The sequence below is a fragment of the uncultured Nitrospira sp. genome (assembly GCA_902500695.1).
In the GTDB taxonomy this organism is placed as follows: Bacteria; Nitrospirota; Nitrospiria; order Nitrospirales; family UBA8639; genus Nitrospira_E.
In genome coordinates, this window is the sequence record CABVRQ010000005.1 from 66,834 (window position 1) to 87,305 (window position 20,472).

29 protein-coding genes are annotated in these 20,472 nt (G+C 49.6%); 17 read left to right on the forward strand and 12 right to left on the reverse strand.

The window, feature by feature from the left end:
• Positions 1 to 90 precede the first annotated feature (90 nt).
• Both AAH187_RS02220 and AAH187_RS02225 read left to right on the forward strand, forming a co-directional pair.
• A complete protein-coding gene (locus tag AAH187_RS02220) occupies positions 91 to 309 on the forward strand; it encodes a hypothetical protein (RefSeq protein ID WP_342346794.1) in 219 nt (72 codons plus the stop codon).
• A gap of 75 nt (positions 310 to 384) precedes the next feature.
• Positions 385 to 1,125 (forward strand): 2OG-Fe(II) oxygenase, encoded by a 741-nt coding sequence (locus AAH187_RS02225; RefSeq protein WP_342346795.1) that lies wholly within the window; start codon positions 385 to 387, stop codon positions 1,123 to 1,125.
• 21 nt (positions 1,126 to 1,146) lie between these two features.
• Here AAH187_RS02225 and AAH187_RS02230 read toward each other — a convergent pair whose 3' ends face one another.
• Both AAH187_RS02230 and AAH187_RS02235 read right to left on the reverse strand, forming a co-directional pair.
• Complete coding sequence (locus AAH187_RS02230) at positions 1,147 to 1,926, reverse strand: Stp1/IreP family PP2C-type Ser/Thr phosphatase (RefSeq protein WP_342346796.1); 780 nt, start codon at positions 1,924 to 1,926, stop codon at positions 1,147 to 1,149.
• Complete coding sequence (locus AAH187_RS02235) at positions 1,923 to 2,696, reverse strand: ribonuclease H-like domain-containing protein (RefSeq protein WP_342346797.1); 774 nt, start codon at positions 2,694 to 2,696, stop codon at positions 1,923 to 1,925. The genes AAH187_RS02230 and AAH187_RS02235 overlap by 4 nt, the downstream gene beginning before the upstream one ends.
• Before the next feature lie 80 nt (positions 2,697 to 2,776).
• Between AAH187_RS02235 and AAH187_RS02240 the strand changes: the two genes are divergently transcribed.
• The 15 genes from AAH187_RS02240 to AAH187_RS02310 all read left to right on the forward strand — a co-directional run bounded on the left by AAH187_RS02240 (position 2,777) and on the right by AAH187_RS02310 (position 13,578).
• A complete protein-coding gene (locus tag AAH187_RS02240) occupies positions 2,777 to 3,202 on the forward strand; it encodes a cyclophilin-like fold protein (RefSeq protein WP_342346798.1) in 426 nt (141 codons plus the stop codon).
• Positions 3,202 to 3,483: a DUF507 family protein gene (locus tag AAH187_RS02245; RefSeq protein ID WP_342346799.1), complete on the forward strand. Its 282-nt coding sequence runs from the start codon at positions 3,202 to 3,204 to the stop codon at positions 3,481 to 3,483. Before AAH187_RS02240 ends, AAH187_RS02245 begins: the two co-directional genes overlap by 1 nt.
• Before the next feature lie 46 nt (positions 3,484 to 3,529).
• Complete coding sequence (locus AAH187_RS02250) at positions 3,530 to 3,817, forward strand: DUF507 family protein (RefSeq protein WP_342346800.1); 288 nt, start codon at positions 3,530 to 3,532, stop codon at positions 3,815 to 3,817.
• A 129-nt stretch (positions 3,818 to 3,946) separates the two neighbouring features.
• Entirely contained in the window at positions 3,947 to 4,186 is a 240-nt protein-coding gene (locus AAH187_RS02255) for a hypothetical protein (protein ID WP_342346801.1), read from the forward strand.
• 28 nt (positions 4,187 to 4,214) lie between these two features.
• Positions 4,215 to 5,081 carry a hypothetical protein gene (locus AAH187_RS02260; protein WP_342346802.1) on the forward strand — a complete coding sequence of 289 codons (867 nt, stop codon included), beginning with the start codon at positions 4,215 to 4,217 and terminating at the stop codon, positions 5,079 to 5,081.
• A 112-nt stretch (positions 5,082 to 5,193) separates the two neighbouring features.
• Positions 5,194 to 6,573 (forward strand): DNA repair protein RadA, encoded by a 1,380-nt coding sequence (radA, locus tag AAH187_RS02265; RefSeq protein WP_342346803.1) that lies wholly within the window; start codon positions 5,194 to 5,196, stop codon positions 6,571 to 6,573.
• Positions 6,574 to 6,600: 27 nt separating this feature from the next.
• Entirely contained in the window at positions 6,601 to 7,383 is a 783-nt protein-coding gene (locus AAH187_RS02270; protein WP_342346804.1) for a hypothetical protein, read from the forward strand.
• Between the two features lie 55 nt (positions 7,384 to 7,438).
• Entirely contained in the window at positions 7,439 to 8,134 is a 696-nt protein-coding gene (gene tsaB, locus AAH187_RS02275; protein ID WP_342346805.1) for a tRNA (adenosine(37)-N6)-threonylcarbamoyltransferase complex dimerization subunit type 1 TsaB, read from the forward strand.
• A gap of 41 nt (positions 8,135 to 8,175) precedes the next feature.
• Entirely contained in the window at positions 8,176 to 8,721 is a 546-nt protein-coding gene (rimI, locus tag AAH187_RS02280; protein ID WP_342346806.1) for a ribosomal protein S18-alanine N-acetyltransferase, read from the forward strand.
• A gap of 59 nt (positions 8,722 to 8,780) precedes the next feature.
• Positions 8,781 to 9,023 (forward strand): DUF465 domain-containing protein, encoded by a 243-nt coding sequence (locus AAH187_RS02285; RefSeq protein WP_342346807.1) that lies wholly within the window; start codon positions 8,781 to 8,783, stop codon positions 9,021 to 9,023.
• Positions 9,024 to 9,061: 38 nt separating this feature from the next.
• Positions 9,062 to 9,862 (forward strand): twin-arginine translocase subunit TatC, encoded by an 801-nt coding sequence (gene tatC / locus AAH187_RS02290; protein ID WP_342346808.1) that lies wholly within the window; start codon positions 9,062 to 9,064, stop codon positions 9,860 to 9,862.
• The gene (locus tag AAH187_RS02295) at positions 9,846 to 10,988 is read left to right on the forward strand and encodes a hypothetical protein (protein ID WP_342346809.1); all 1,143 of its coding nucleotides are present in this window, start codon (positions 9,846 to 9,848) and stop codon (positions 10,986 to 10,988) included. The genes tatC and AAH187_RS02295 overlap by 17 nt, the downstream gene beginning before the upstream one ends.
• A 25-nt stretch (positions 10,989 to 11,013) precedes the next feature.
• Positions 11,014 to 11,535, forward strand: coding sequence for a peptidylprolyl isomerase (locus AAH187_RS02300; protein WP_342346810.1), 522 nt, complete (start codon positions 11,014 to 11,016; stop codon positions 11,533 to 11,535).
• Complete coding sequence (locus AAH187_RS02305) at positions 11,528 to 12,208, forward strand: hypothetical protein (protein ID WP_342346811.1); 681 nt, start codon at positions 11,528 to 11,530, stop codon at positions 12,206 to 12,208. The genes AAH187_RS02300 and AAH187_RS02305 overlap by 8 nt, the downstream gene beginning before the upstream one ends.
• Before the next feature lie 170 nt (positions 12,209 to 12,378).
• On the forward strand, positions 12,379 to 13,578 hold the full coding sequence (locus tag AAH187_RS02310; RefSeq protein ID WP_342346812.1) for a substrate-binding domain-containing protein: 1,200 nt from the start codon (positions 12,379 to 12,381) through the stop codon (positions 13,576 to 13,578).
• Between the two features lie 280 nt (positions 13,579 to 13,858).
• On the opposite strand, the gene AAH187_RS02315 is transcribed toward AAH187_RS02310, so the two are convergent.
• The 10 genes from AAH187_RS02315 to AAH187_RS02360 all read right to left on the reverse strand — a co-directional run bounded on the left by AAH187_RS02315 (position 13,859) and on the right by AAH187_RS02360 (position 20,426).
• Complete coding sequence (locus AAH187_RS02315; protein ID WP_342346813.1) at positions 13,859 to 14,209, reverse strand: hypothetical protein; 351 nt, start codon at positions 14,207 to 14,209, stop codon at positions 13,859 to 13,861.
• A gap of 112 nt (positions 14,210 to 14,321) precedes the next feature.
• On the reverse strand, positions 14,322 to 14,831 hold the full coding sequence (locus tag AAH187_RS02320) for a M67 family metallopeptidase (protein ID WP_342346814.1): 510 nt from the start codon (positions 14,829 to 14,831) through the stop codon (positions 14,322 to 14,324).
• 4 nt (positions 14,832 to 14,835) lie between these two features.
• On the reverse strand, positions 14,836 to 15,636 hold the full coding sequence (moeB, locus tag AAH187_RS02325; RefSeq protein WP_342346815.1) for a molybdopterin-synthase adenylyltransferase MoeB: 801 nt from the start codon (positions 15,634 to 15,636) through the stop codon (positions 14,836 to 14,838).
• Positions 15,637 to 15,650: 14 nt separating this feature from the next.
• The gene (locus AAH187_RS02330; protein ID WP_342346816.1) at positions 15,651 to 15,893 is read right to left on the reverse strand and encodes an NIL domain-containing protein; all 243 of its coding nucleotides are present in this window, start codon (positions 15,891 to 15,893) and stop codon (positions 15,651 to 15,653) included.
• The gene (locus AAH187_RS02335; protein WP_312641811.1) at positions 15,890 to 16,165 is read right to left on the reverse strand and encodes a ubiquitin-like small modifier protein 1; all 276 of its coding nucleotides are present in this window, start codon (positions 16,163 to 16,165) and stop codon (positions 15,890 to 15,892) included. The genes AAH187_RS02330 and AAH187_RS02335 overlap by 4 nt, the downstream gene beginning before the upstream one ends.
• Entirely contained in the window at positions 16,162 to 17,400 is a 1,239-nt protein-coding gene (gene thrC, locus AAH187_RS02340; protein WP_342346817.1) for a threonine synthase, read from the reverse strand. The genes AAH187_RS02335 and thrC overlap by 4 nt, the downstream gene beginning before the upstream one ends.
• 31 nt (positions 17,401 to 17,431) lie before the next feature.
• Complete coding sequence (gene moeB / locus AAH187_RS02345) at positions 17,432 to 18,262, reverse strand: molybdopterin-synthase adenylyltransferase MoeB (protein WP_342346818.1); 831 nt, start codon at positions 18,260 to 18,262, stop codon at positions 17,432 to 17,434.
• Between the two features lie 219 nt (positions 18,263 to 18,481).
• Positions 18,482 to 19,411 carry a cysteine synthase A gene (gene cysK / locus AAH187_RS02350; RefSeq protein WP_342346819.1) on the reverse strand — a complete coding sequence of 310 codons (930 nt, stop codon included), beginning with the start codon at positions 19,409 to 19,411 and terminating at the stop codon, positions 18,482 to 18,484.
• A complete protein-coding gene (gene thiS, locus AAH187_RS02355; protein ID WP_342346820.1) occupies positions 19,408 to 19,608 on the reverse strand; it encodes a sulfur carrier protein ThiS in 201 nt (66 codons plus the stop codon). Before thiS ends, cysK begins: the two co-directional genes overlap by 4 nt.
• Positions 19,609 to 19,691: 83 nt before the next feature.
• Positions 19,692 to 20,426: an NAD-dependent deacylase gene (locus AAH187_RS02360; protein ID WP_342346821.1), complete on the reverse strand. Its 735-nt coding sequence runs from the start codon at positions 20,424 to 20,426 to the stop codon at positions 19,692 to 19,694.
• Positions 20,427 to 20,472 lie beyond the last annotated feature (46 nt).

Consider the following 20,472-nt stretch of genomic DNA (forward strand, 5'->3'; position numbering starts at 1 on the left):
GCTTTGAAGCTAACGCATAGTCCCAGCCAAAAAACCCGGTAACAAAATGGATGAAAAGTAATTCGTTGGGATGATGCAAGCGGTAAAAAGGTGAACAACATTCTCCACGATATCGACGGCGACGGTCCTCTCAGTATCGTGGACCTCGATCCGTTTAATCCGAAGATTCTGGTCTTCCATCAAGGCAAAGCGCGTTCCCTCGATGCCTTGGATGCAGGGTATGATGTACCGCAAAACGTTGGTCAGTGTGGGATGATGCCGAAGTTATTGTTTTATCGTTTCGTGAAAATGTGGCGGAAGTCATGTTAAACTATGGTTAATTATGGCAGTGAAGAAAGGGATAGGCGTAAAGTTTGGAGAGTGGAGGAATGAAGGAGATTGCATATGCTCAATCCAACGGTAAATGACATTGATCAACTGTTGACCGACACGATTCAGACTCTCAAGCTTGAGGAGGTCACGCCTCAGTATTGGGAGCAGGGTGAGTTTTTAGTCTTAGAGCATTTCATGCCCACTCAGGTTGTTCAGGAGTTTATGCGGGAAGTCGAGCACGTGCGGCCTCAGATCAATCGAAACTTTATACCAGGGCATAAAAAGGGGGGAAGTGTCAGCTTTTATCTTCTGCAGCAATCTGCTCCCGCAATTCTTGCGTTCTATCAGCATCAGGGATGGATCAACCTCCTGAGCCAGATTGCCGGAGTTCCGTTAATGCTGTGTCCTGAAGAGGATCCCCATTCCTGTGCGCTGTATTTTTATACCGAGGCGGGAGATCATATCGGGTATCATTATGACACCTCATATTACAAGGGCGAACGATTTACGGTATTACTGGGTTTGCAGGATCAATCCAGCAGTCGACTGGTCTGCCGTCTCCATACCAAGGAACAGGGTCGAGAGGTTAAAGAACTATCCCTCAGGACTGACCCCGGCACATATATTTTCTTTAATGGCGATAAATTGCATCATGCCGTGACGCCGCTTGGGGCTGGGGAAGAGCGGATTGTGCTTACGCTTCAATACGTCACGAATCCGTCAATGGGGGTAGCCCAACGGTGGTTTTCGAATATGAAAGATGCGGTGGGATATTTTGGATGGTCGGCCATGTTTCGAAAACCTCACCGTTAAAGGTTGGTTCCATATTCTTCCTCAGCGCAACCCAATTAACACCACCGTCGTATTATCTTCTCCACCTAATTGGTTGGCAGTCGCCACAAGTGTTCGACATATGGCTTCAGCGTGCGGAGCTTCCTGGCCGACAATAGTTTGAATCTCCTGATCAGTCAGCATTTTGGTGAGCCCGTCTGAACAAAGCAGAATGAGATCTAAGGGTTCAAGCGGGTAGGTCTGAACGGTGGGTTGTGCCTCAGGATCGATTCCCAGGGCTTTGGTCAACACATGACGAAGAGGGTGTGTGCGAACCTGTTCAGGGGTGATGAGATTGAGGGCCAACCGCTCCTCCATGAGGGTATGATCTTTTGTCCAGAGCGAGAGCGAACCCTGTCTGAAGAGATAGGCCCGGCTGTCGCCCGCGTGAGCTACACTTGCCTGAAACCCTCTCGGGGAACGACTGATTGCCACCACGACAATGGTTGTCCCCATTCCCTTCAGTCGTTCATGTTCCGCAGCTTCTTGTCGAATACTTTCATTCGCGGACTCAAGGCCTTGATTCAGCAGCGATTCTAATTTCTCAGGTTGAACGTATACAGAGGTTTCAGTCGCGAGTTGGGTTCGAATGACATCGGGAATGGTTTTAACTGCAATTTGGCTGGCCAATTCTCCCCCGGCATGTCCACCCATTCCATCTGCCAATACCCATAGTTGTAGGGTGTTATCGATCGAAAAAGCGTCCTGGTTTAGTTTTCTAACCAGACCAATATCCGTCAGTCCTATGCCAGTCCACTTGTCAGATTGTTGCGCTGATGTCATAGGGATGCAATGAATTCCGGGAGTCCCTGACGTTGAGCCAGACGGTTGTAAATAAGGTCGGCCAAAGGCTCAAGATTTTTGCAATCTGCTTCGTTATATTGGATAAGCACTTCTCTAGAGTCCGCTTGTCCGAGTTGCCATTCTTCCCACAGACGGACTGCATCCCACCCCGTGAGTCCTTCAAGCGAAGTCGGGCGATAACAGCCTATTTCCGTCTCAATCGCCTTCAGTCCACCTTTTAATCCAAGGCGTCTGGCCGCAAAACACAAGTCGATATGGGGATGGTCAAGCATCAAGTCTGGATATTTGGCCTTCAAAAATGGCAGGTCAAAGCCTGAGCCAAAGAAGGTCACGAGAAGATCGTATGAGGCAAATTCGGCTTGCAAACGCTCCCCGGATAAATTTTCTCCCTGAATGAAGGTTGTCATGCGACCTCTTCCGTAAATGCCCACCACCGTAATCTCGCCATCGGGCAACGGGATTCCATTTGTCTCAATATCCAGAAACGCAGCCTGAGATCGAAAGTTAGGATAAAGGCGCCAGTGGTCGCGTGCTTTCAAGATGTGGGTGAAGAAACGGGAATTCTGCACCTTCCACTGTTTTTGCGCTTCCAGAATGGTCTCATCGTATTGCGCTTTACGAAACGAAGAAATGCGGGGAGCGATAGTTTTCTCGAGAAAAGCGTCCCATGTGCCAATCCCATCCTCCCACCAGAGGCGTTCGGTGGATTCTCCAATGCCAGATAAAAAAAGAAATGTGGATTGTAACATGAGTCTAAACAGGAAAAGAGCTTAATTCTAACCTTGATTTCATCAGGAGGACAAGCTACATTCGAAGCAATCTTTAGATCGTGTTTCATTCGAAACCTAAGCGGGAATATATGGAATTCAGTCCACAGAAAATCAAAATGACCATCGGTGGGATACAGGTCATTGCACAACTGAAGCCGAATCGAACTGCTCAGGCTGTGGTGGATGCTCTCCCTGTTGAGGTGCCCGTGAATCAATGGGGAGAAGAGTTTTATTGCAACATGCCTGGGGTCAAAGATTATCGGGAGGTTGCCACCACACAGGTCAAAGTTGGAGATGTGGCTTTTTGGGGAATGGGGGGAATGTTGGCCGTCTTTTTTGGGCGTACTCCCATGAGTCTCGGCGATGATCCGGTTCCTGCTGATCGGGTGAATGTCATTGGAAAAGTGATAGGTGATCCGAGAGTGTTGATGGAGGCCACAGGGGCGTCCCTTATGAAAGTGGAACGGCTCCCTGAAGGAACCTGATGCGTCTCAATAAAGTTCGTGTGCATCAGATGGCCGTCTCAGTTATTGAACGATTACAGTCAAGTGGATTGCTGGAAATTCAGGGAAAACCTGAAGTGGTCATTCAAAAATTGGAATCAGCCATTGTATCCGAGTTGCAGGTGGAAGATCGGTTGAATGCGGATGTTCGGGACATGTTGAAACAATTTGAACGAGAGTTTTCAGAAGGTCGAGCGGACTATCAGAAAATGTTTACGATGGTGAAACAAAAGCTCATCAAAGAACGCGGGGTTATTTTATAGGGCAGACAGAAGAATGTAATCTGAGGCCCGTACGACTGGATTGACGATGAATACTCCCATCCTTAGCGACGAAAAACAGACACATCTTGCACATGTGATTTTGACCAATGTCGCAGGAATGTCCGAGGTGAAGATCATAGGCGATTCTGCTCACGCCCTTCGTGAAGTGAAGCGCGTGCTGGCCGAGCACATGAAAGCTGAGGAGGAACTGGTTCAAAAGGTTCGGAGTCGATTGCAATCTTATGCACGGCAGATTCCAGAAGGTTCTCAAGAGTGGGATGTCCTCTATCAAAAAACCTACCAGGAAGAATTACGTAAGCGGAACCTAAGCTGAAAAATTCCTCTTCCCCCCCCCTCCAGATTTTTTATGTTCTGTGAGTGTGCCTCAATCCTTTTTTAGCGCAGATTCTTATCTCTGGAACTCTCCCGAAGGCCAATGGTATGGTTTGGTAAGGGGATCTTGATGAATAATCGTGAAAAGACCATGCATGCTCTTGGAGCCGCCACCCTCTCCATTTTACCGGGGATCGGTCATCTGTATTTGGGGGTCAAACGCGGGAATATTTTCCTTGTCTGTGGGATTCTTTTAATGATCATTTCCAAGCTTTTCTGGCCGACAGGGTGGTTATTTTACATGCAATTTGCCATTTTTGCTGGCTTCGATGCTTTTGCATTTGGTAAGCGCGGGAGAGGATTGTTTTAACATCTGCTAGGTATATGGAGACCGTAGAATGAAGCAAGGCGATCGTCACTTGGTTATCTTTGTGATATTAAATTTGGCTTTGAGTCTTTTGGTGACCGTGACAGGTTTGAAGGTCTCGTTGGCTCAGGCGGCTAATTTATCAGTGACCGATTTACTCACATCTCCAGGAAAGCCCATTCAATTACAGGCACGCTTAACTAATTCTGAGGCAGAAGGGGAAATTGGTTTGCCGGATCAGCCCCTGGAATTTATTGTTCATGGCCGGACAGTGGGCCAGGCGAATACCGACGCGAAAGGGTGGGCTCGGATTGACTTTGCTCCCAGTATGCGGGGGAATTTACCAATCATTGTAAAAGTAGTGACGTCATCGAAAGTGGATGCCATCGAAGGAAAAGGGGTCCTCTTATCTTGGGAACGCCGCCGCCCCATATTGCTGATTGACCTGGCGGTGTTAGTGGAAGGGGAACTGGTCACGGATCAGCCTCCGCCTGAACTCTATGAGGATCCCGGGCTAATATTAGGAGATGCCCATCCCGCAGCTGCGGCAGAATTGGGCAAGCTAGCTGAATTTTATTACAACCTTGTCTATCTGGACTTGACCGGGCGAGGGCATCTTGAAGATATTCAGGATTGGCTGCGCGAACATCAATTTTCCCCAGGAATGATTAGAATCCTTCCGAAGACGCCCACGGCATTGATCGATCTCATACACGATCTGAAAACAGAGGGTTGGGAAAAAGTAAGTGGTGGCATTGGGCGCACGGCAGATTTTGCGGAGGTTCTCGTTCAAAATCGCTTACAAACCGTGATTTTACCCCTACCACAGACAGAGGATCGGTTTCCACGCAGGGCCATTGTCCTCAATGATTGGTCACGTGTCCGACGGCATCTTTGATGAAGACATTCAGCAAATTGCAGACGGACGAATGGTCCGACGATGAAGGTTTATATTTCGCCATGCCATATAATTTTCTGCTCATGTGATAAATAGTAGGGGAGATGTTTTGGTGAAGGCCGTACGACCTAAAACCCGTTTTGTGTGTCAGGAATGTGGACATCAAGGCGTCCGCTGGAGCGGACGGTGTCCTGAATGCGCGCAATGGAATTCCTTACGGGAGGAGGTTGATCGAGATCTTTCAACTCTCCAACAGCGAAGTGTCGCCGGGGGAACACCAGAGGCTGTTCCCATCAGCTCCATCGTGCAGACACAGGAGTTTCGTCTTCAGGCTGGTATTGAGGAATTGAATCGAGTGCTTGGTGGGGGAGTGGTTCCAGGATCGGTGATCTTGATTGGAGGCGATCCTGGAATTGGTAAAACGACACTCCTGCTCCAAACCCTGGCCTCATTGGGAACGGCCAAACAGGTCGGGTTGTATGTATCGGGAGAAGAATCTCCTCAGCAAATTAAAATGCGGGCGGATCGCATAGGTATTCAATCGCCCAACCTGTATGTGGCTGCTGCGACATCCCTGGAAGAAATTTTCAAAGTGGCTGAGCAGGTGAATCCCGGTGTCATCGTCGTCGATTCTATTCAAACGGTCTTTACTCAGGAACTCACATCAGCGCCCGGTAGTGTCAGCCAGGTTCAGGAGGTTGGCTGTCGCCTGATGTGGTATGCCAAGCGGACGCATGTCCCTATCTTTATTATCGGGCATGTGACGAAGGAAGGCGTGATTGCCGGGCCAAGGCTACTGGAGCATATTGTCGATACGGTGTTGTATTTCGAAGGAGATAAAGGACAGAGCTATCGTATTCTTCGAGCGGTGAAAAACCGGTTCGGGCCGACCAATGAAATCGGGGTCTTTGAAATGAAGGATGAGGGGCTGACCGAGGTTGGGAATCCATCAGAACTGTTTTTGACGGGGCGAATCGGACATGGCGCCGGATCTGTTGTCGTGTCGAGCGTGGAAGGCTCTAGGCCTTTATTAGTGGAGTTGCAGGCACTGGTGGCGGAGACGACCTATCCTATGCCGAAACGTATGGCCAAAGGTGTAGAAGTGAATCGGGTGTCGTTGTTGTTGGCCGTTCTGGAAAAGCGACTCGGGTTGCACTTTGCCGGGTACGATGTGTACGTGAATGTGGTGGGGGGGCTTCGGATCGATGAGCCAACGGTGGACGTGGGCATCGTCTGTGCTGTGCTTTCGAGCTTTCGAGAATTGGCCTTGGACCCAAGATTGGTTGTGATGGGAGAGGTCGGGTTAGGCGGAGAAGTCCGGCCGGTACAGCATGCGGACCTGCGTATTCGTGAGGCGATGAAATTGGGGTTTCAACGTTGCGTGGTGCCTGAGCCGAATCTGAACCAATGGAAACCTGTGGCTGGCATGGAAGTCGTGGGGATTCGTGACATTGGCGACATTTGGGAAACGGTTGTCAGTCATGCCTCATAAATGGCGCGTGCAGGCGGACTATTTACGATGAATGCTGCAAGTCGATGGGCTCTGTTGCCGGTGGTGTTGCTCGTCGGATGCGCCGGAATGTTACAAGAATCGTTACGACCGCTTGAAGACGGGCAAGAGCAGCAGGTACTTCAATCCTTGCGTCAAAAGGAGTTGACCATTCTCACTCTACGAGGATTATTTCACGGGTCAATTTCCGGTTCCGGCGTTCCTTTTTCCCAAAATATTCTTGGGACAGTTTCGTACGTGCGACCCGATGTCTTGGACTTGAAAGGCTTTATTCGAATGGGTGTGCCCGTGATGGATTTTCATCGCAAGGGGAACGAGTATGAACTGAATTTTCCCGCTGAAGGTAAGGTGGTCACCGGAAAAATGGAGGAAACCCAGGAGCGTACAGCATGGGATCACACTGTGATGCTGAGTATTCGTGCCCTGGATGCCGTGTTGGGAAAGATTTCCGGGGGATCAAGTAAAGAAGCCCGCGTGTGGAAAAGTAACGAACGTTACCGCATCGATCTGCCTCAAAACCCATCCTCAGCCACGGCATCTCCAGACGATTTTACCGTCAGGACCTGGGTGGATGCCCAGACCATGGACCTGATATCGATTGAATATCGACGCTCGTTTGATGATATCGTCGTATCCGTGGAATGTGAAGATTATCGAGAGGTGCCAGTTACCACTGCCGAAGAGAGCTCACCGGTTCGATTGCCGTTTCTGGTTCGGGCGACAGACTATCGACCCAGCGGAGGATCCATTACCCTGCATTTCAAGGAATTTATCGTCAATGCGGCCTCCTAGTTGTCCTTATGCGTCAAGCCACCACTAATCAGCATGTTGGGAGTCAAGAACCTCTATGCTGTTTTTAGCTCTAGAGTCCGCCACCTCTCATCAGAGTGTGGCCGTGTTTCGGGACCAACAGCTGTTAGGCAGTCTGGACTGTGAGTCAGGGCGGCCTCTGACCCCACAACTCATTCCCACAATCGATAGGCTGTTATCTTCGGTCTCTTTGCAGTTATCAAATCTTGAAGGTTTGGTGGTGTCTATTGGTCCGGGGACTTTCACCGGATTACGAGTGGGACTAGCGACAATGACAGCCTTTCGGCTGGCTTTCCAGATTCCTTTGGTTGGAGTTTCCACACTCGAAGGGCTTGCCTGGAATCATCCTGTTACCGATCTCCCTCTGCTCAGCACTATCGGTATTCGCCAGGGAGTAGTGTATTGGGCACTGTTCCGTTGGGAGAATCAACAGATCGTGTGCGTGAAAGAGTCTCAAATCGGGGACATCATTGACGTCTGTGGTGCCCTGTCCGAACCGACCATTGTGCTCGGAGATGGGTGGATACAGAACCGGGAGACTCTCCTTTCAAAAGGGTTCTCTTTTGCCGAAGCTCCTGCTGAGGAGCAATGGCCATCGGCCAAAGGGACCGGCATGGCAGGACGGGTATTGCTGGAACGAGGGGTTCTCCTTCCTCAAGGCTGCACCCCACATTATATTCAGCCATCGTATGCAGAAATATCAAACACTAAAAGCTTGAATCCCATCGGGTGAGACTTCTTGGTACCTGTTCGTGTGACATAGAGGAGTGAAGGATGTTCACAAAGGACCGTGTCGTGGATACTGATCCATTTCACATTGAGGCCATTCGATTGGCCACATTGGCTGATCTGGACGCATTGGTGAGTCTGGAAGAGTCCTGCTTTGCTGTTCCCTGGTCAAGAAAAAGCTTTGAAGCTGAATTGCACGGGAATTCCTTCAGCCAAATTCTTGTCATTCCGGGTCCAAAGGAACAACCGGAAATTCCCTTGCTGGCCTATATCTGCGTGTGGGTGATCTTTGAAGAAATCCGCTTTTTAAATCTGGCGGTTCACCCTCATTTTCGTAGAAATGGGTTGGGTAAACAGTTAATTCTACAAGCATTATGCATTGGGAGTGCTCAAGGATGTTGTCGGGGGATGTTGGAGGTTCGGGACTCCAATCAGATGGCAAAACAACTCTATGAGTTCTTTAAATTTAAGGAATATGGCAGAAGAAGCTCCTACTATACGAATCCTAGCGAGGATGCTATCCTTATGATCCTGGAGCCTATTTCCAGGCCAATTTCTGTCGAAAATGATCTAGAGGAAGTCCAGGTCTAATGCAAAGAGGAGACGCTTACCAGTTCAATATTCACTACTAACACAGGAGGGCACCGAAAGTGACGGACGAACAAATCGCCGAAAATTTGCGGGCATCCAATGTGGAGTATCAGGAGTTGGAGGAATCCCATCACCGGTTGGATCTGGAACTCCAGCAGGTATTGAAACACCATGTGTTGACTCCTCAGGAAGAAATTCTTAAAAAACATTTGCAAAAAGAAAAACTTGGCAAGAAAGATCGAATGGCTGCTCTTATTCGTGAACATCGTGCCTCATGTGATAATGCCAAAACATCTGGATAATCCGAACGGTTGCTTCGCACGCTAAGCCCCACTTTCTAATGGCTGCTTTTTCCCCTACCATGGCCATGAATGCGGTGGTGCATCCCCTTCAGCGCCACATTCGTGATATTAAACGCCGGTTACTGATCGTGGGAGCCACGATCATGGTGTTTTTTGTTATAGCGTTTTCCTATTCTTCCATTCTGATCGACTGGTTCAAGCGGCCCTTTGAAGATGATCTGATTTTTTACGCCCCGGCTGAGGCATTATTTGCCTCCATAAAAATTTCTTTTATGGCGGCGGTGATTGCCAGTGTCCCTATCATTCTGTACCAATTTTGGAAATTTATTGAGCCCGCATTGCTTCAGAAAGAACAACGATGGGCGGTGCCGCTTTTCTTCCTGGGGTTGGGATTTTTCCTTTTGGGGTTGGCCTTTTGCAATATGGTGATCCTGCCGTTGGTCATCGACTTTTTTGTGACGTTTGGCATGGATCGGGCGATTACTCCAGAATTAGCCGTCGGAACCTATGTCGACTTTAACGTCAAGTTTCTCCTGGCATTTGGCTTTGCGTTTGAAATTCCACTGGTCATTTCTCTTCTGTCTCGTGCCGGGGTCATTCAGGCGTCTGCCCTCATTCGCTTTCGCAAGCATGCTGCTCTGGTGTCGTTGATACTTTCAGCCGTGATCACGCCGGATGCGACAATGTTCACCATGTTGTTAATGGCTGTCCCGTTGATCCTCCTGTATGAAATAGGCATTTTAGGCGCAAAGGTCTTTGGACGTGTTTCTCAGCCGGCGGGGGAAAAAAGTCAAACGACTGAGGGGAATGAGGAAGTGGCTGATGAAGAAAAAGACTAAACGGATGGGGTCAGGTACCCGATGGACACGAATGCAGGGGCCTCTATGGAATTGTCTTTTCAGCACGGTTGCGTCGATCTGGCTTATGGGGTTTTCCGGACTTGGAGACAGCCGTCCTCCGTTATCGTCGCTATATCCGGTATCAAATATTCCCTCTCTTCATCCTGATGACTCTGAAAATACCCACAAAGGGTTTGCCCCTAGTATTCAAACCGTTGTGGTGACTCCAGACGGAGTGGTCTATGCCGGGTCATTTGGAATGGGGCTATTTCGGAGCCAGGATAAGGGGAAGTCCTGGGAGGCGTTGAATCGAGGCTTGACGGACCCATTTTTGCTCTGTCTTGCCGTGATTCCCGGGAAGCACCTCTATGCCGGGACGATGCGTGGCGGAGTATATCGTCTTGGGCTCAAGGGTACGACGTGGGAATCGATTGGAACAGGATTAAATGAGGCGGAAGTCAAATCATTCTTGGTTCACGGGGATGCCCTATATGCGGGAACAGGAATCGGGGTGTACCGGTGGGTAGAAGGCGAACAACAGTGGGTTATCGTCGGAGCCGGATTGGATCGGATTCTGGTTCCCGGTCTTGCGATCATGGATGATGGGAAACTTTTTGCGGCGACTTCCGGCAAAGGTCTCTTTCATCTGGAGACTCAACACGCTTCTCCCTCTAAATGGGTGGACTCTCAATCCATATTTGTCGATCCACGGGAACGGTTGCCACATCGCTATCTTCGAGTCATTGCCGTCAATGAAGCGCAACATATTTTTTTAGGAACACAGGATGGGGGGATTTTCCGGAGTACGGATCGTGGCCAATCTTGGTCGTCTCTCAGTCGGAATCTCCCCAATGATTCAATTAGAAGCATTCTCCCGGATCATAAAGATATTATTGTGGCGACCGGAAACGGAATTTTTCGGTGGAAGACTGATCAGCAAGAATGGATGGGCATGAATACCGGGTTGACTAACCTGGCTATTCAAAGTCTCACGATATCGGATGCCGGTGAGTTATATGCCGGAACCAGTAGTGGAGCATTCCGAAGTCAAGACGGGGGTGCGCATTGGACGAATATTAGCCAAGGGTTGGGTATCCAGTTGGTTCCCAAGGGCCCTTATGAATAAATCCTGGTAACGGAAAGGACGGGAGATGAGCGACGCAACTCAGAAAGATCAGGCAACCACTATTCACATTCAGGTGAACGGCGAGTCCTGGGGTGACATCCACTTAAGGCTTTTCTCGGATGTCGCGCCCCATCATGTTCAGAATATGCTGAAACTAGCCAAAGACAAGTTTTATGACGGCACGACTTTTCATCGGGTGATCCCCAACTTTATGATTCAAGGGGGAGATCCCAATAGTAAGGATCAGGATCGGTCACGCCATGGAATGGGAGGGCCGGGCTATCGGGTCAATGCGGAATTTAGCTCCAAGCCTCATAAACGAGGGACGCTCTCGATGGCGAGATCGCAAGATCCCAATAGCGCGGGCTCCCAATTTTTTATATGTGTAGCGGATTCGAGTTTTTTAGATGGTCAATATACGGTGTTTGGTGAGGTGGTGAGTGGCATGGAGACCGTTGATCGAATCGTCAATGCCAAGCGGGATGGTAATGATAATCCTACTGACCGGATTGAAATGACCATGAGTGTCCCTGAAGCGAATGCCTAAGAAATGGTGGTGGGGCTGGCCTTGGTGCGTACTTATTGGATGGCTATTCGCGGGCTGTGTTGCTCCACCGTTCTATTCCTACCTGGTCTATGAAAATCCCACATCGTTTGTTCGACTTGAGGTCTCCCCCTGGGTCGACCCTGATGTTCCTCAGACTTTGAACGAGCATCCTGCCACCATGTCTCGACGTCAAATGATCGAGGCTCTGAACGGATTGCGGGTGCGTGAGTATCGTTCCGGCCCCATCCGGTGGTTTCGTGGCCTTGCGGATCCTGAGCCAGCTTTCATGAAAGAGGAAATTGAATTGTTAGCCCCACGATTACTGGAGGGACTAGGATTAGCTGTGCCACAGGAACTGGTCACCTTTTACCTCAGCCACCCGGTAAATGCCACTAAACGGGAAGTGACCTCTGGAGGGATGTTTGTGAGGGATGGGCATCTCCACGTCATTATCAGTAATCATCGCACAAGCTATGAAATTCCCCCTGCAGGGCTGATCTATGATCGGCGGTATCCACTGTTTTCTCTGGCTCCCCTTGATGTGGATTTACTCTATGAGACAGAAGAGACGGTGATGCCAAAAGAGAAAAAGATTTGGGAGACTATTTTGGGAGATGAACACAGCGGCGAGATCGTTCTCGATCTTTCCCGATTGTCGATGATGAAAATGTAAGCGTGTGTTCATGAATTGACCGGTAGGGGATGTAAGGGGGCGGAAATGAGATCTTTGGGTCATTAGCAATGAGGTTGGGTATAAAGAGGATGAAGGATAATCCCTAAGTTTTTAGCAGATTATGGAGACCATGGGTCATCCCGGAAGTATTCGATGAGAATAATACGATCATGAGAAAAAATGTCCCTAAAAGTCTCAAAGCTTCTGTCCGGGCGAAGGTCTCGCCTCAAGAATCCGTGTGTAATCGCTTGCGAGATATACGAAAAAAACAGGGGATTTCACAGGCGGAGTTAGCGGCCCTCGTGGGCCTGACACGACAAGCGGTCTATGCCATAGAAGCCAATCAATATTTGCCAAGCACCAATGTTGCCTTACGGTTCGCTCGTGCGTTGAAGTGCCGAGTTGAGGATATTTTTATCCTTTTAAATCAAGAAGAAATAGTTGAAGCTGAGTTCATTAGTGGCACAACGACGCTGGGTCATCCGGCAAGGGTAAAGCTGGCATACGTTGGATCACGGATACTGGCCAGGCCGATGGCCGAACTGGGCGATGTGTTGAATTTTGTGATGCCAGCTGACGGAGTAGCTGTGGAGCAGACGAAGCGAACTTCCAGCCGGAAAAGGCCATATGTACGGGTGCAATTATTGAATTCCCCGGAAGTCATCAAAAAGGGGATTCTCATTGCCGGATGCGATCCGGCGTTATTTCTCGCCGGGGAGCATGTCCGCAAGGTGAACGCCATGGCGGGTATCACGAATTGGACCATGGGAAGCGCGAACGCGCTCCGTGCGCTTCAACGGGAAGAAGTTCACATGGCGGGCTTGCATCTTGTGGATGTGAAATCCGGACAAAGTAATGTTCCTTACCTGAAACGGCATATTTCCGGTCAAAATTTTGTCGGAGTGCGGTTTGCTTCCTGGGTTCAAGGTCTGTTAATTCACCCGGGAAATCCTAAGCACATTCGTAGTGTTGAGGATTTTGGCCAGTCGGGGCTTCGTCTCGTCAATCGGGAAGTGGGAGCAGGAGCCAGATTTCTTTTGGATACCCTACTTCAGAAATCAGGATTAACCGGAGAAAAGTTACTGGGGTATGACAACGAAGTGCCGTCTCATCTCGAAGTGGCTCGTCTGATTCGAGATGGCATGGCTGACGTGGGCATTGGAGTGGAAGCCGCAGCCCGTCATTTTGGTCTTGGTTTCATTCCGCTTCGAGAAGAACAGTATGACTTGATTATGCGTAGCGAATTTCTTAAATCCCACCCCGCTATGTCTCAATTTCTTGATGCGATGGTCAGTCACTCCTTCAGGCGGGAAATCGAATCACTTGGGGGATACACGGTGACCGAAATCGGAAAAATTCTTCATTGGTAACTCGGTGTCTCCTCCTATCCTCTCGGGTAGGTCAGGAGATGGGTTACGGTGTTGCAACATACCACAGCTTTCTCAAGGAAATTGAGGTATGGCTGTCCCAGCATCATGTTCCCGGCTCTTACCATGTATCCCTATAAAAGAGGGTCATGGGTTATGGCAATATTTACTACTTCGGAAAAGCTGTCACGAATTGGTGTTTTGGGCTATGGCTCATTGAGGTAATAGGCCTCAAGTGAGGTCGTGGGAAAGTGGCGGTTAGAATTCTACCGTTGAGAAAGGATTAAGGACTGCAGGTTCTGCCATTGAACACTTTACAGGAAGAACCACTTCTGGCTAATTTCCAGGATTTAACCAATGGTGGAGTAGGGTCTGGTCGCATTTCGACAATCACGTCAATGATATCTCCTACATCCAAAGTCTTCAGTTGAATCTTTGCCTCTTCTTCAACCTGAACCCATTGAATACCAGAATCGGTCGTAATCAAAAATACGCCTTTGTCCGATTCAATTTTCATAATGGGACTGTTGAACTTCTGGAGTGAGGTTGAAGCTTCGGCATACACCTGTGATCCAGGCTGAAAAAACACAATCAACCCTAGCAGAAAAGCAAACAGGTGATGGAGGATTGGCATAAATTTCTCCTGTTGTTACTTTGAGAAGCCTTTCTCATTATCGCAATATTCTTGGCAAAAAGTCTATGGGGTTCCCACCAAAAAGTTGCAGGCATGTTTGGGATGGCCAGAGCTAGGGCAGGGTGTGAATGGGAACTTCTGTGGCCTTGGATTCCTGGATTCGGTAGGCTCGGACCACCGGCTGCTCCATATGCTCTAAGGAAATAATCAGGTGAAATGGTTCCGGAAAATTTAGTTTGGCCCGGTAGCTTTCAAATTCCATGGCAATGGTGATATCGGTTTGGGAGGGCCTGGCCGGACTAAATGTGTGGGAATGATAAAATCCTAAAAGGTCGAGACTTTTCGAACGAATGTCCCGCTGAGCCATGGCCATTTCTCTGGCGTCCATCTGAAAGGCGATATCCGCTCGCTCCTCCGGCGATAACCGTTGAAGGTCAGACAATTTTGCTCCGTCAAAGCGTGTAAGTTCTTGTTCGGATAACTCAGCCAGAATATTGGTAATGCGATAGCATTCGGTGATGGTGCTTTCGGTTCCTGACAGAATCCCACAACATTCATGAGGTGCTAATTCCCGCGCATGGGCAATCATGATTTTGACAATGCTGGACGGAATGGCAAGCATGGGCCTAGATGGTACAGGAAACTTCCTGTTCCACAAGTTTGGTGATGGTGGGATGAGGTCCACAGAGAGGACAGTCCGGAGATTTTGGACGACCAACCTTTCGGAATGTCATATCCAGGGCATCGTAGAGAAGAAGATGTTTTGCCAAACTTTCTCCAAGTCCGAGGACTTCCTTAATGGCCTCGTTGGCTTGCAAGACACCAATGGTCCCGGCTAAGGCGCCTAATACGCCAGCTTCCTGGCAATTTGGCACAAGGCCGGCGGGTGGAGGCTCCGGATATAAACAGCGATAACAGGGAAAGCCTTCATGGGGTTTAATCGTGGCTAATTGCCCTTCAAACCGAAAAATGCTCCCGGAAATCAGGGTCCTTTTCGCAAAGAAACAGGCATCATTGACGAGAAACCGCGTGGAGAAGTTGTCGGATCCGTCCAGAACGATATCGTAGGCCTCAATTAGGGCAAGGATATTGGTGACGCTGACATGTTCCGGGTAAAGATTGAGAGTGATTTCAGGATTGAGCGCTGTTAATAATGTCCCGCCGGATTCAACCTTTGAAACACCAATACGGTCGGTGGTATGTAGAATTTGCCGTTGCAGATTGGATAAGTCCACGACATCGCCATCAGTCAGACCTAAGGTTCCGATTCCGGCCGCAGCGAGATATAAAGCTGCCGGAGAACCAAGTCCTCCTGCCCCAATCACCAGGATTTTGGCATCCTGCAATTTTTTCTGTCCTTTACCGCCCACTTCCGACAGAATAATCTGACGGCTGTAACGCTGGATTTGAGATTCAGTAAATTCCATGAGAAGCGAAATCCTTATTCGACGACGTTCAGTTCAATCGGATCAACCATGCAGCCTTTTTGCCGAAGACCCTGAATAGCCCGGTCTATTTCATCAGTTTCTCCCGAAAATTCCACATCCATCCATCCGGTGGTTTCACGGACATCGGCCCGTCGAATACTCGGCACGACCTGAAATTCCTGACCGATCTCATACAGAATGGGAGAAGGAATTTTATCTTCGGGATAGCGAATGTGAAAGCGTAGTTTGGCCATCATGAACCTCCTGCGATTGCGGGAATGATGGAGACTTCATCTCCGTCTTTCAGTGGGGTGTCTTTGCCGGTTAAAAACCGGATATCTTCCTCATTGACATAGATATTGATGAATCGGCGAACCTCTCCCTGTTCATCATAGACCCGTTCCTTAATGCCGGGATGGGCAGAGCCCAGGTTGTCAATTATTTCCGACACCGTGTTCCCTGCGATTTCCACTTCACTTTTTCCCCCGGTCATGGGGCGCAAGGGAGTGGGAATTCTGACCTTAATCATGCTGACTCCTCTATGGCAAAAGTCTTAATAAAGTGACTGAGACTGGGTGGGATGCGAAAGGGGCGTCCGACGGCATCGACGACCGCTTCCTGAGTTTTCAGTCCGTTCCCGGTAATATAGGCCACGGTCACATCATTTTTTTGAATGCGCCCTTGTTTCACTAATTTGCGAAGGACACCAATGGTGACCCCTCCGGCGGTTTCAGCAAAAATCCCTTCAGTTTGAGCCAGAAGCTTAATGCTTTCCACTATTTCATCATCGGTGACGGCGTCCATGGCCCCTTGGCTTTCCGCGGCGGTTTTTAATGCGTAGTATCCATCCGCCGGATTCCCAATGGCCAGCGATTTGGCAATGGTGTGTGGTTTCACCGGTTTAAAGAAATCCCGGCCATCTCGAAATGCCGTGGCAATGGGAGAGCAGCCTTCTGCTTGGGCCCCGTTCACCTTGGTGTTCACTGAATCGATCAGGCCCAATTTCTCAAATTCTTTGAGGCCTTTCCAAATTTTTGTCAGCAATGATCCCGAAGCCATGGGCACCACGACTTGATCCGGAGCCCGCCATCCTAATTGCTCGGCAGTTTCAAAGGCCAACGTTTTCGATCCTTCAGCATAATAGGGGCGGATGTTGATGTTGACGAAGGCCCAGTGACGTTCTCCCGCGATTTCGCTGCAGAGCCGATTGACATCATCATAATTTCCTTCAATTTCCACGACATTTGGACGATAAATCAGATTACCCAGCACCTTCGCAGCTTCCAGGTCTCCGGGAATGAACACATAGCATTTCATTCCTGCCGAAGCTGCATGGGCCGACACGGAATTTGCCAGATTGCCGGTTGAGGCACAGGCGACGGTTTCAAATCCAAGTTCTCTGGCCCGAGTTAAGGCGATGGCCACCACGCGATCCTTAAACGACAACGTCGGATGATTGACGCAATCATTTTTAATGTACAGGTTGTCGAGTCCGAGGAATGCCCCCAGGTTTTTGGCATGAACCAGCGGGGTAAATCCGGCATGAAGACCGATGAAATTCGTGCCTTCCACGGGCAGCAGATCCACATATCGCCAAAGGCTGTGAGGGCCTGATGCAATTTTTTCACGCGTCATGACCTGTTTAATGGCGGCATAATCGTATTTGACTTCCAGTGGCCCAAAGCACAATTCGCATACATGAATATCCTGCGTAGGATATTCTTTCCCGCACTCCCGACACACCAGAGCTAGCATTTTTTTCATAGCATCATCCTCCCCTTTTACGCGGCGGGGTTTATCCGTTGGTTAGCGTTGTAGCCGATGGTTGAAGTTGGCACGCCTCTTGTTCATAGTCGATGAGTTCCGTCAACGAAGGATTTGGGCCGCACAGTGCACATGAGGGATTCCGTTTGACGCGAATTTCTCGAAACGCGGTGGTGCGTGCGTCAAAATCCATGATGCGGTTCGTCAATGGCGTTCCAATGTTGAGGATGAGTTTAATGGCTTCTGTGGCCTGAATCGTCCCAATGAGTCCGGCAACCACCCCGATGATCCCGGCTTCCTGACAAGTAGGGACGACTCCGGCCGGCGGGGGATTTTTGAACACACAACGATAACAGGCGGATTGATTCGGAATAATGGTGAAGACTCGTCCTTCAAACCGGAGAATTCCTCCATGGACAAGCGGTTTGTTCTCCAAGTAACAGGCATCATTAATCAAAAATTTTGCGGGGAAGTTGTCGACCCCATCAATGACAACATCATATTGGTTAATCAATTCTCGAGCATTGCGAGACGTCATGCGTTCTTCATGGATGTTGACCTGGACATCAGGGTTTATCGCCTGAATTTTTTCCTTGGCCGAAACGACTTTAGACCGTCCCACATCAGGGGTATGGTGAAGGATTTGTCGTTGAAGGTTGGAGAGATCAACCACATCGCTATCAATCAATCCAATGGTGCCAATGCCGGCAGCAGCAAGGTAATAGGCCACCGGGGAGCCCAAGCCTCCCGCGCCGACAATAAAGACTTTCGCTTGTGACAGCTTTTTCTGGCCCTTGCCGCCCACTTCCGGCAGTAATATGTGGCGGCTATATCGAGTAATTTGGTCTTCTGTGAAACTCATATGACCTCTGACCTTTTAAGGTGCTTATTTATTGGTTCATCCCCGCTATCCGAGGAGAATGAGGTGAGCTTGATATTCAAAAATGATTATTTGACCCGGGAATCATTCTCCGAAAGCCGTTTGCCCTGCACATCTCAGTAATCCTTTTCTTGTTGAGGGAGGGAAGTTGTCCGCCTCATCTTGATTCTTCCTTCATGGAAGGGGCTCCGTGGACATGCACTAAATATTAAAATATTTCTCAATGCTCAGATATCGTTCGCCTGTATCGCAGAGAATGGTGACAACATTTTTATTCGGGCCTAAGGCTTCCGCGACCTTTTGCGCGGCAAACACATTGGCCCCTGCAGATATTCCCACCAGGAGCCCTTCCTTCCTGGCAAGTTGCTTCGTGGTTTGGTAAGCCTCTTCATCCGTCACGGTCATAATTTGATCGATGAGGGACCGATTCAGAACTTTGGGAACGAAGCCCGCGCCGATTCCTTGTATCCTGTGCGGCCCGGGTTCTCCTCCGGATAACACGGGAGAGCCTGTTGGTTCGACCGCAATCACCTTGACCGAAGGATTGTTTTCTTTGAACAGTTCTCCGCAGCCGGTAATCGTTCCGCCGGTCCCCACGGCCGCGACGAATGCATCCACCTTGCCCTCCAAGGCCTCCCAGATTTCCAACGCCGTTGTCTTTCGATGAATGGCTGGATTGGCCGGGTTAGAAAACTGGTTCGGCATAAAGTATTCGGGATTTTGCTCCAAAATACTTTCTGCTTCTTTAATCGAACCTCGCATCCCTTCTCGAGCAGGAGTCAACACCAACTGCGCGCCATAGGAGGAGAGCAGGCTGGCCCGTTCCAGGCTCATCCCCTCCGGCATTACCAGAACAAGTTTATAGCCCCGAACGGCAGACACCAAGGCTAATCCGATGCCGGTATTGCCGCTGGTCGGTTCCACAATGGTGCCACCGGGCTTGAGCAGTCCCTTATTCTCTGCCTCATCAATCATATTCAGGCAGATGCGGTCTTTGACGCTGCCGCCGGGATTGTAAAACTCCGCCTTCCCATAAATGAGGGCTCCTCCCGGAGGGGAGAGCCGGTTTAATCGTACTAACGGAGTATGCCCAATCCCATCCGTAATATTCCGAAGAAATGCGGCACTCACGCGCCACCGCCCATGAAAAACAAAAATTCCAGTTTATCGCCATCCTTCAGTGAGGTGGTTCCCAGTTGCTCCTGATCAACCATCTGCGTATTCAATTCCACAGCAACGAGTTGCGGGTCAATATCTTTGGTTTTCAAGACGTCTAGCACGGTAGAAACCTCCAGGGTTTCGGGTTTACCATTGATCGTCAATTGCATGCCATGCTCCAAACGTAAGTACTGAAAATCCCTAAACAAAAAACGTAACAAACCCCCACGAAGGGAGTCAAGAAATGGTGCGATCAGGTGCCTTGGCGCAAGAGTGGCACCAAGTCTTTGGCACGGCCTTGAAAGGACACGTCCACAACGGAGGAGTTGGGCGTCGGGTCCAAATTCAGTTCGACCACCAGGGCGCCACCATCTTTGGCAATGGGAGCAAATGATGCAGCCGGATAGACCACGCCTGAAGTCCCAATAATGAGAAGAATATCACATGTTCGCAATGCCTGATAACTGCGGTTCAAATCTTCCTGATCCAATGACTCTCCAAACCACACAATATGGGGGCGCAACAACCCCGAACAGTCCGTGCAGTTTGGTGGATAGACCAGAGGCAGATCGCGGTTGGCCGAAATCCGGTTGCATTGTGTACAACGCACTTTCCAGATGTTGCCATGGATTTCCGAAAGACGTTGGGAGCCGGCCAGGGCATGAAGCCCATCGACGTTCTGCGTAATAAGCCAAAAGTGTTCAATTCGTCGTTCAAGTTCAACGAGAGTTTCATGTGCCGCATTCGGGTGTTTGGTTGCGACCAATTCACGTCGCCAGTTATACCATTCCCAAACCAGTTTGGGGTCCCGGGCAAAGGCTTCAGGTGAAGCCAGTTCCTCAGGCCGAAAATTTTTCCACAAGCCTTCGGGTCCCCGAAACGTCGGCACGCCGCTATCTGCGGAAATTCCCGCACCGGTAAGAACCGTGACTGACCGGGCCATGGCTATCCGGTCACGCACATCAAGAATGGTCATTCCGTTAGGCATGAAATGTACTCAATTCAGAGCGATAGGTATGACGCCATGTCCGTGC

Bases quoted from the DNA above. Each gene is read 5' to 3' on its own strand.
- AAH187_RS02295 (WP_342346809.1), top strand. From the start codon at position 9,846: ATGAAGAAAAAGACTAAACGGATGGGGTCAGGTACCCGATGGACACGA.
- AAH187_RS02360 (WP_342346821.1), bottom strand. From the start codon at position 20,426: ATGCCTAACGGAATGACCATTCTTGATGTGCGTGACCGGATAGCCATG.
- thrC (WP_342346817.1), bottom strand. From the start codon at position 17,400: ATGAAAAAAATGCTAGCTCTGGTGTGTCGGGAGTGCGGGAAAGAATAT.
- rimI (WP_342346806.1), top strand. From the start codon at position 8,176: ATGTTCACAAAGGACCGTGTCGTGGATACTGATCCATTTCACATTGAG.
- AAH187_RS02235 (WP_342346797.1), bottom strand. From the start codon at position 2,696: ATGTTACAATCCACATTTCTTTTTTTATCTGGCATTGGAGAATCCACC.
- AAH187_RS02250 (WP_342346800.1), top strand. From the start codon at position 3,530: ATGAATACTCCCATCCTTAGCGACGAAAAACAGACACATCTTGCACAT.
- AAH187_RS02335 (WP_312641811.1), bottom strand. From the start codon at position 16,165: ATGATTAAGGTCAGAATTCCCACTCCCTTGCGCCCCATGACCGGGGGA.
- AAH187_RS02225 (WP_342346795.1), top strand. From the start codon at position 385: ATGCTCAATCCAACGGTAAATGACATTGATCAACTGTTGACCGACACG.
- thiS (WP_342346820.1), bottom strand. From the start codon at position 19,608: ATGCAATTGACGATCAATGGTAAACCCGAAACCCTGGAGGTTTCTACC.
- AAH187_RS02245 (WP_342346799.1), top strand. From the start codon at position 3,202: ATGCGTCTCAATAAAGTTCGTGTGCATCAGATGGCCGTCTCAGTTATT.
- AAH187_RS02260 (WP_342346802.1), top strand. From the start codon at position 4,215: ATGAAGCAAGGCGATCGTCACTTGGTTATCTTTGTGATATTAAATTTG.
- AAH187_RS02300 (WP_342346810.1), top strand. From the start codon at position 11,014: ATGAGCGACGCAACTCAGAAAGATCAGGCAACCACTATTCACATTCAG.
- AAH187_RS02230 (WP_342346796.1), bottom strand. From the start codon at position 1,926: ATGACATCAGCGCAACAATCTGACAAGTGGACTGGCATAGGACTGACG.
- AAH187_RS02315 (WP_342346813.1), bottom strand. From the start codon at position 14,209: ATGCCAATCCTCCATCACCTGTTTGCTTTTCTGCTAGGGTTGATTGTG.
- AAH187_RS02255 (WP_342346801.1), top strand. From the start codon at position 3,947: ATGAATAATCGTGAAAAGACCATGCATGCTCTTGGAGCCGCCACCCTC.
- AAH187_RS02305 (WP_342346811.1), top strand. From the start codon at position 11,528: ATGCCTAAGAAATGGTGGTGGGGCTGGCCTTGGTGCGTACTTATTGGA.
- moeB (WP_342346815.1), bottom strand. From the start codon at position 15,636: ATGGAATTTACTGAATCTCAAATCCAGCGTTACAGCCGTCAGATTATT.
- tatC (WP_342346808.1), top strand. From the start codon at position 9,062: ATGGCTGCTTTTTCCCCTACCATGGCCATGAATGCGGTGGTGCATCCC.
- AAH187_RS02330 (WP_342346816.1), bottom strand. From the start codon at position 15,893: ATGATGGCCAAACTACGCTTTCACATTCGCTATCCCGAAGATAAAATT.
- AAH187_RS02270 (WP_342346804.1), top strand. From the start codon at position 6,601: ATGAATGCTGCAAGTCGATGGGCTCTGTTGCCGGTGGTGTTGCTCGTC.
- moeB (WP_342346818.1), bottom strand. From the start codon at position 18,262: ATGAGTTTCACAGAAGACCAAATTACTCGATATAGCCGCCACATATTA.
- AAH187_RS02320 (WP_342346814.1), bottom strand. From the start codon at position 14,831: ATGCTTGCCATTCCGTCCAGCATTGTCAAAATCATGATTGCCCATGCG.
- AAH187_RS02310 (WP_342346812.1), top strand. From the start codon at position 12,379: ATGAGAAAAAATGTCCCTAAAAGTCTCAAAGCTTCTGTCCGGGCGAAG.
- tsaB (WP_342346805.1), top strand. From the start codon at position 7,439: ATGCTGTTTTTAGCTCTAGAGTCCGCCACCTCTCATCAGAGTGTGGCC.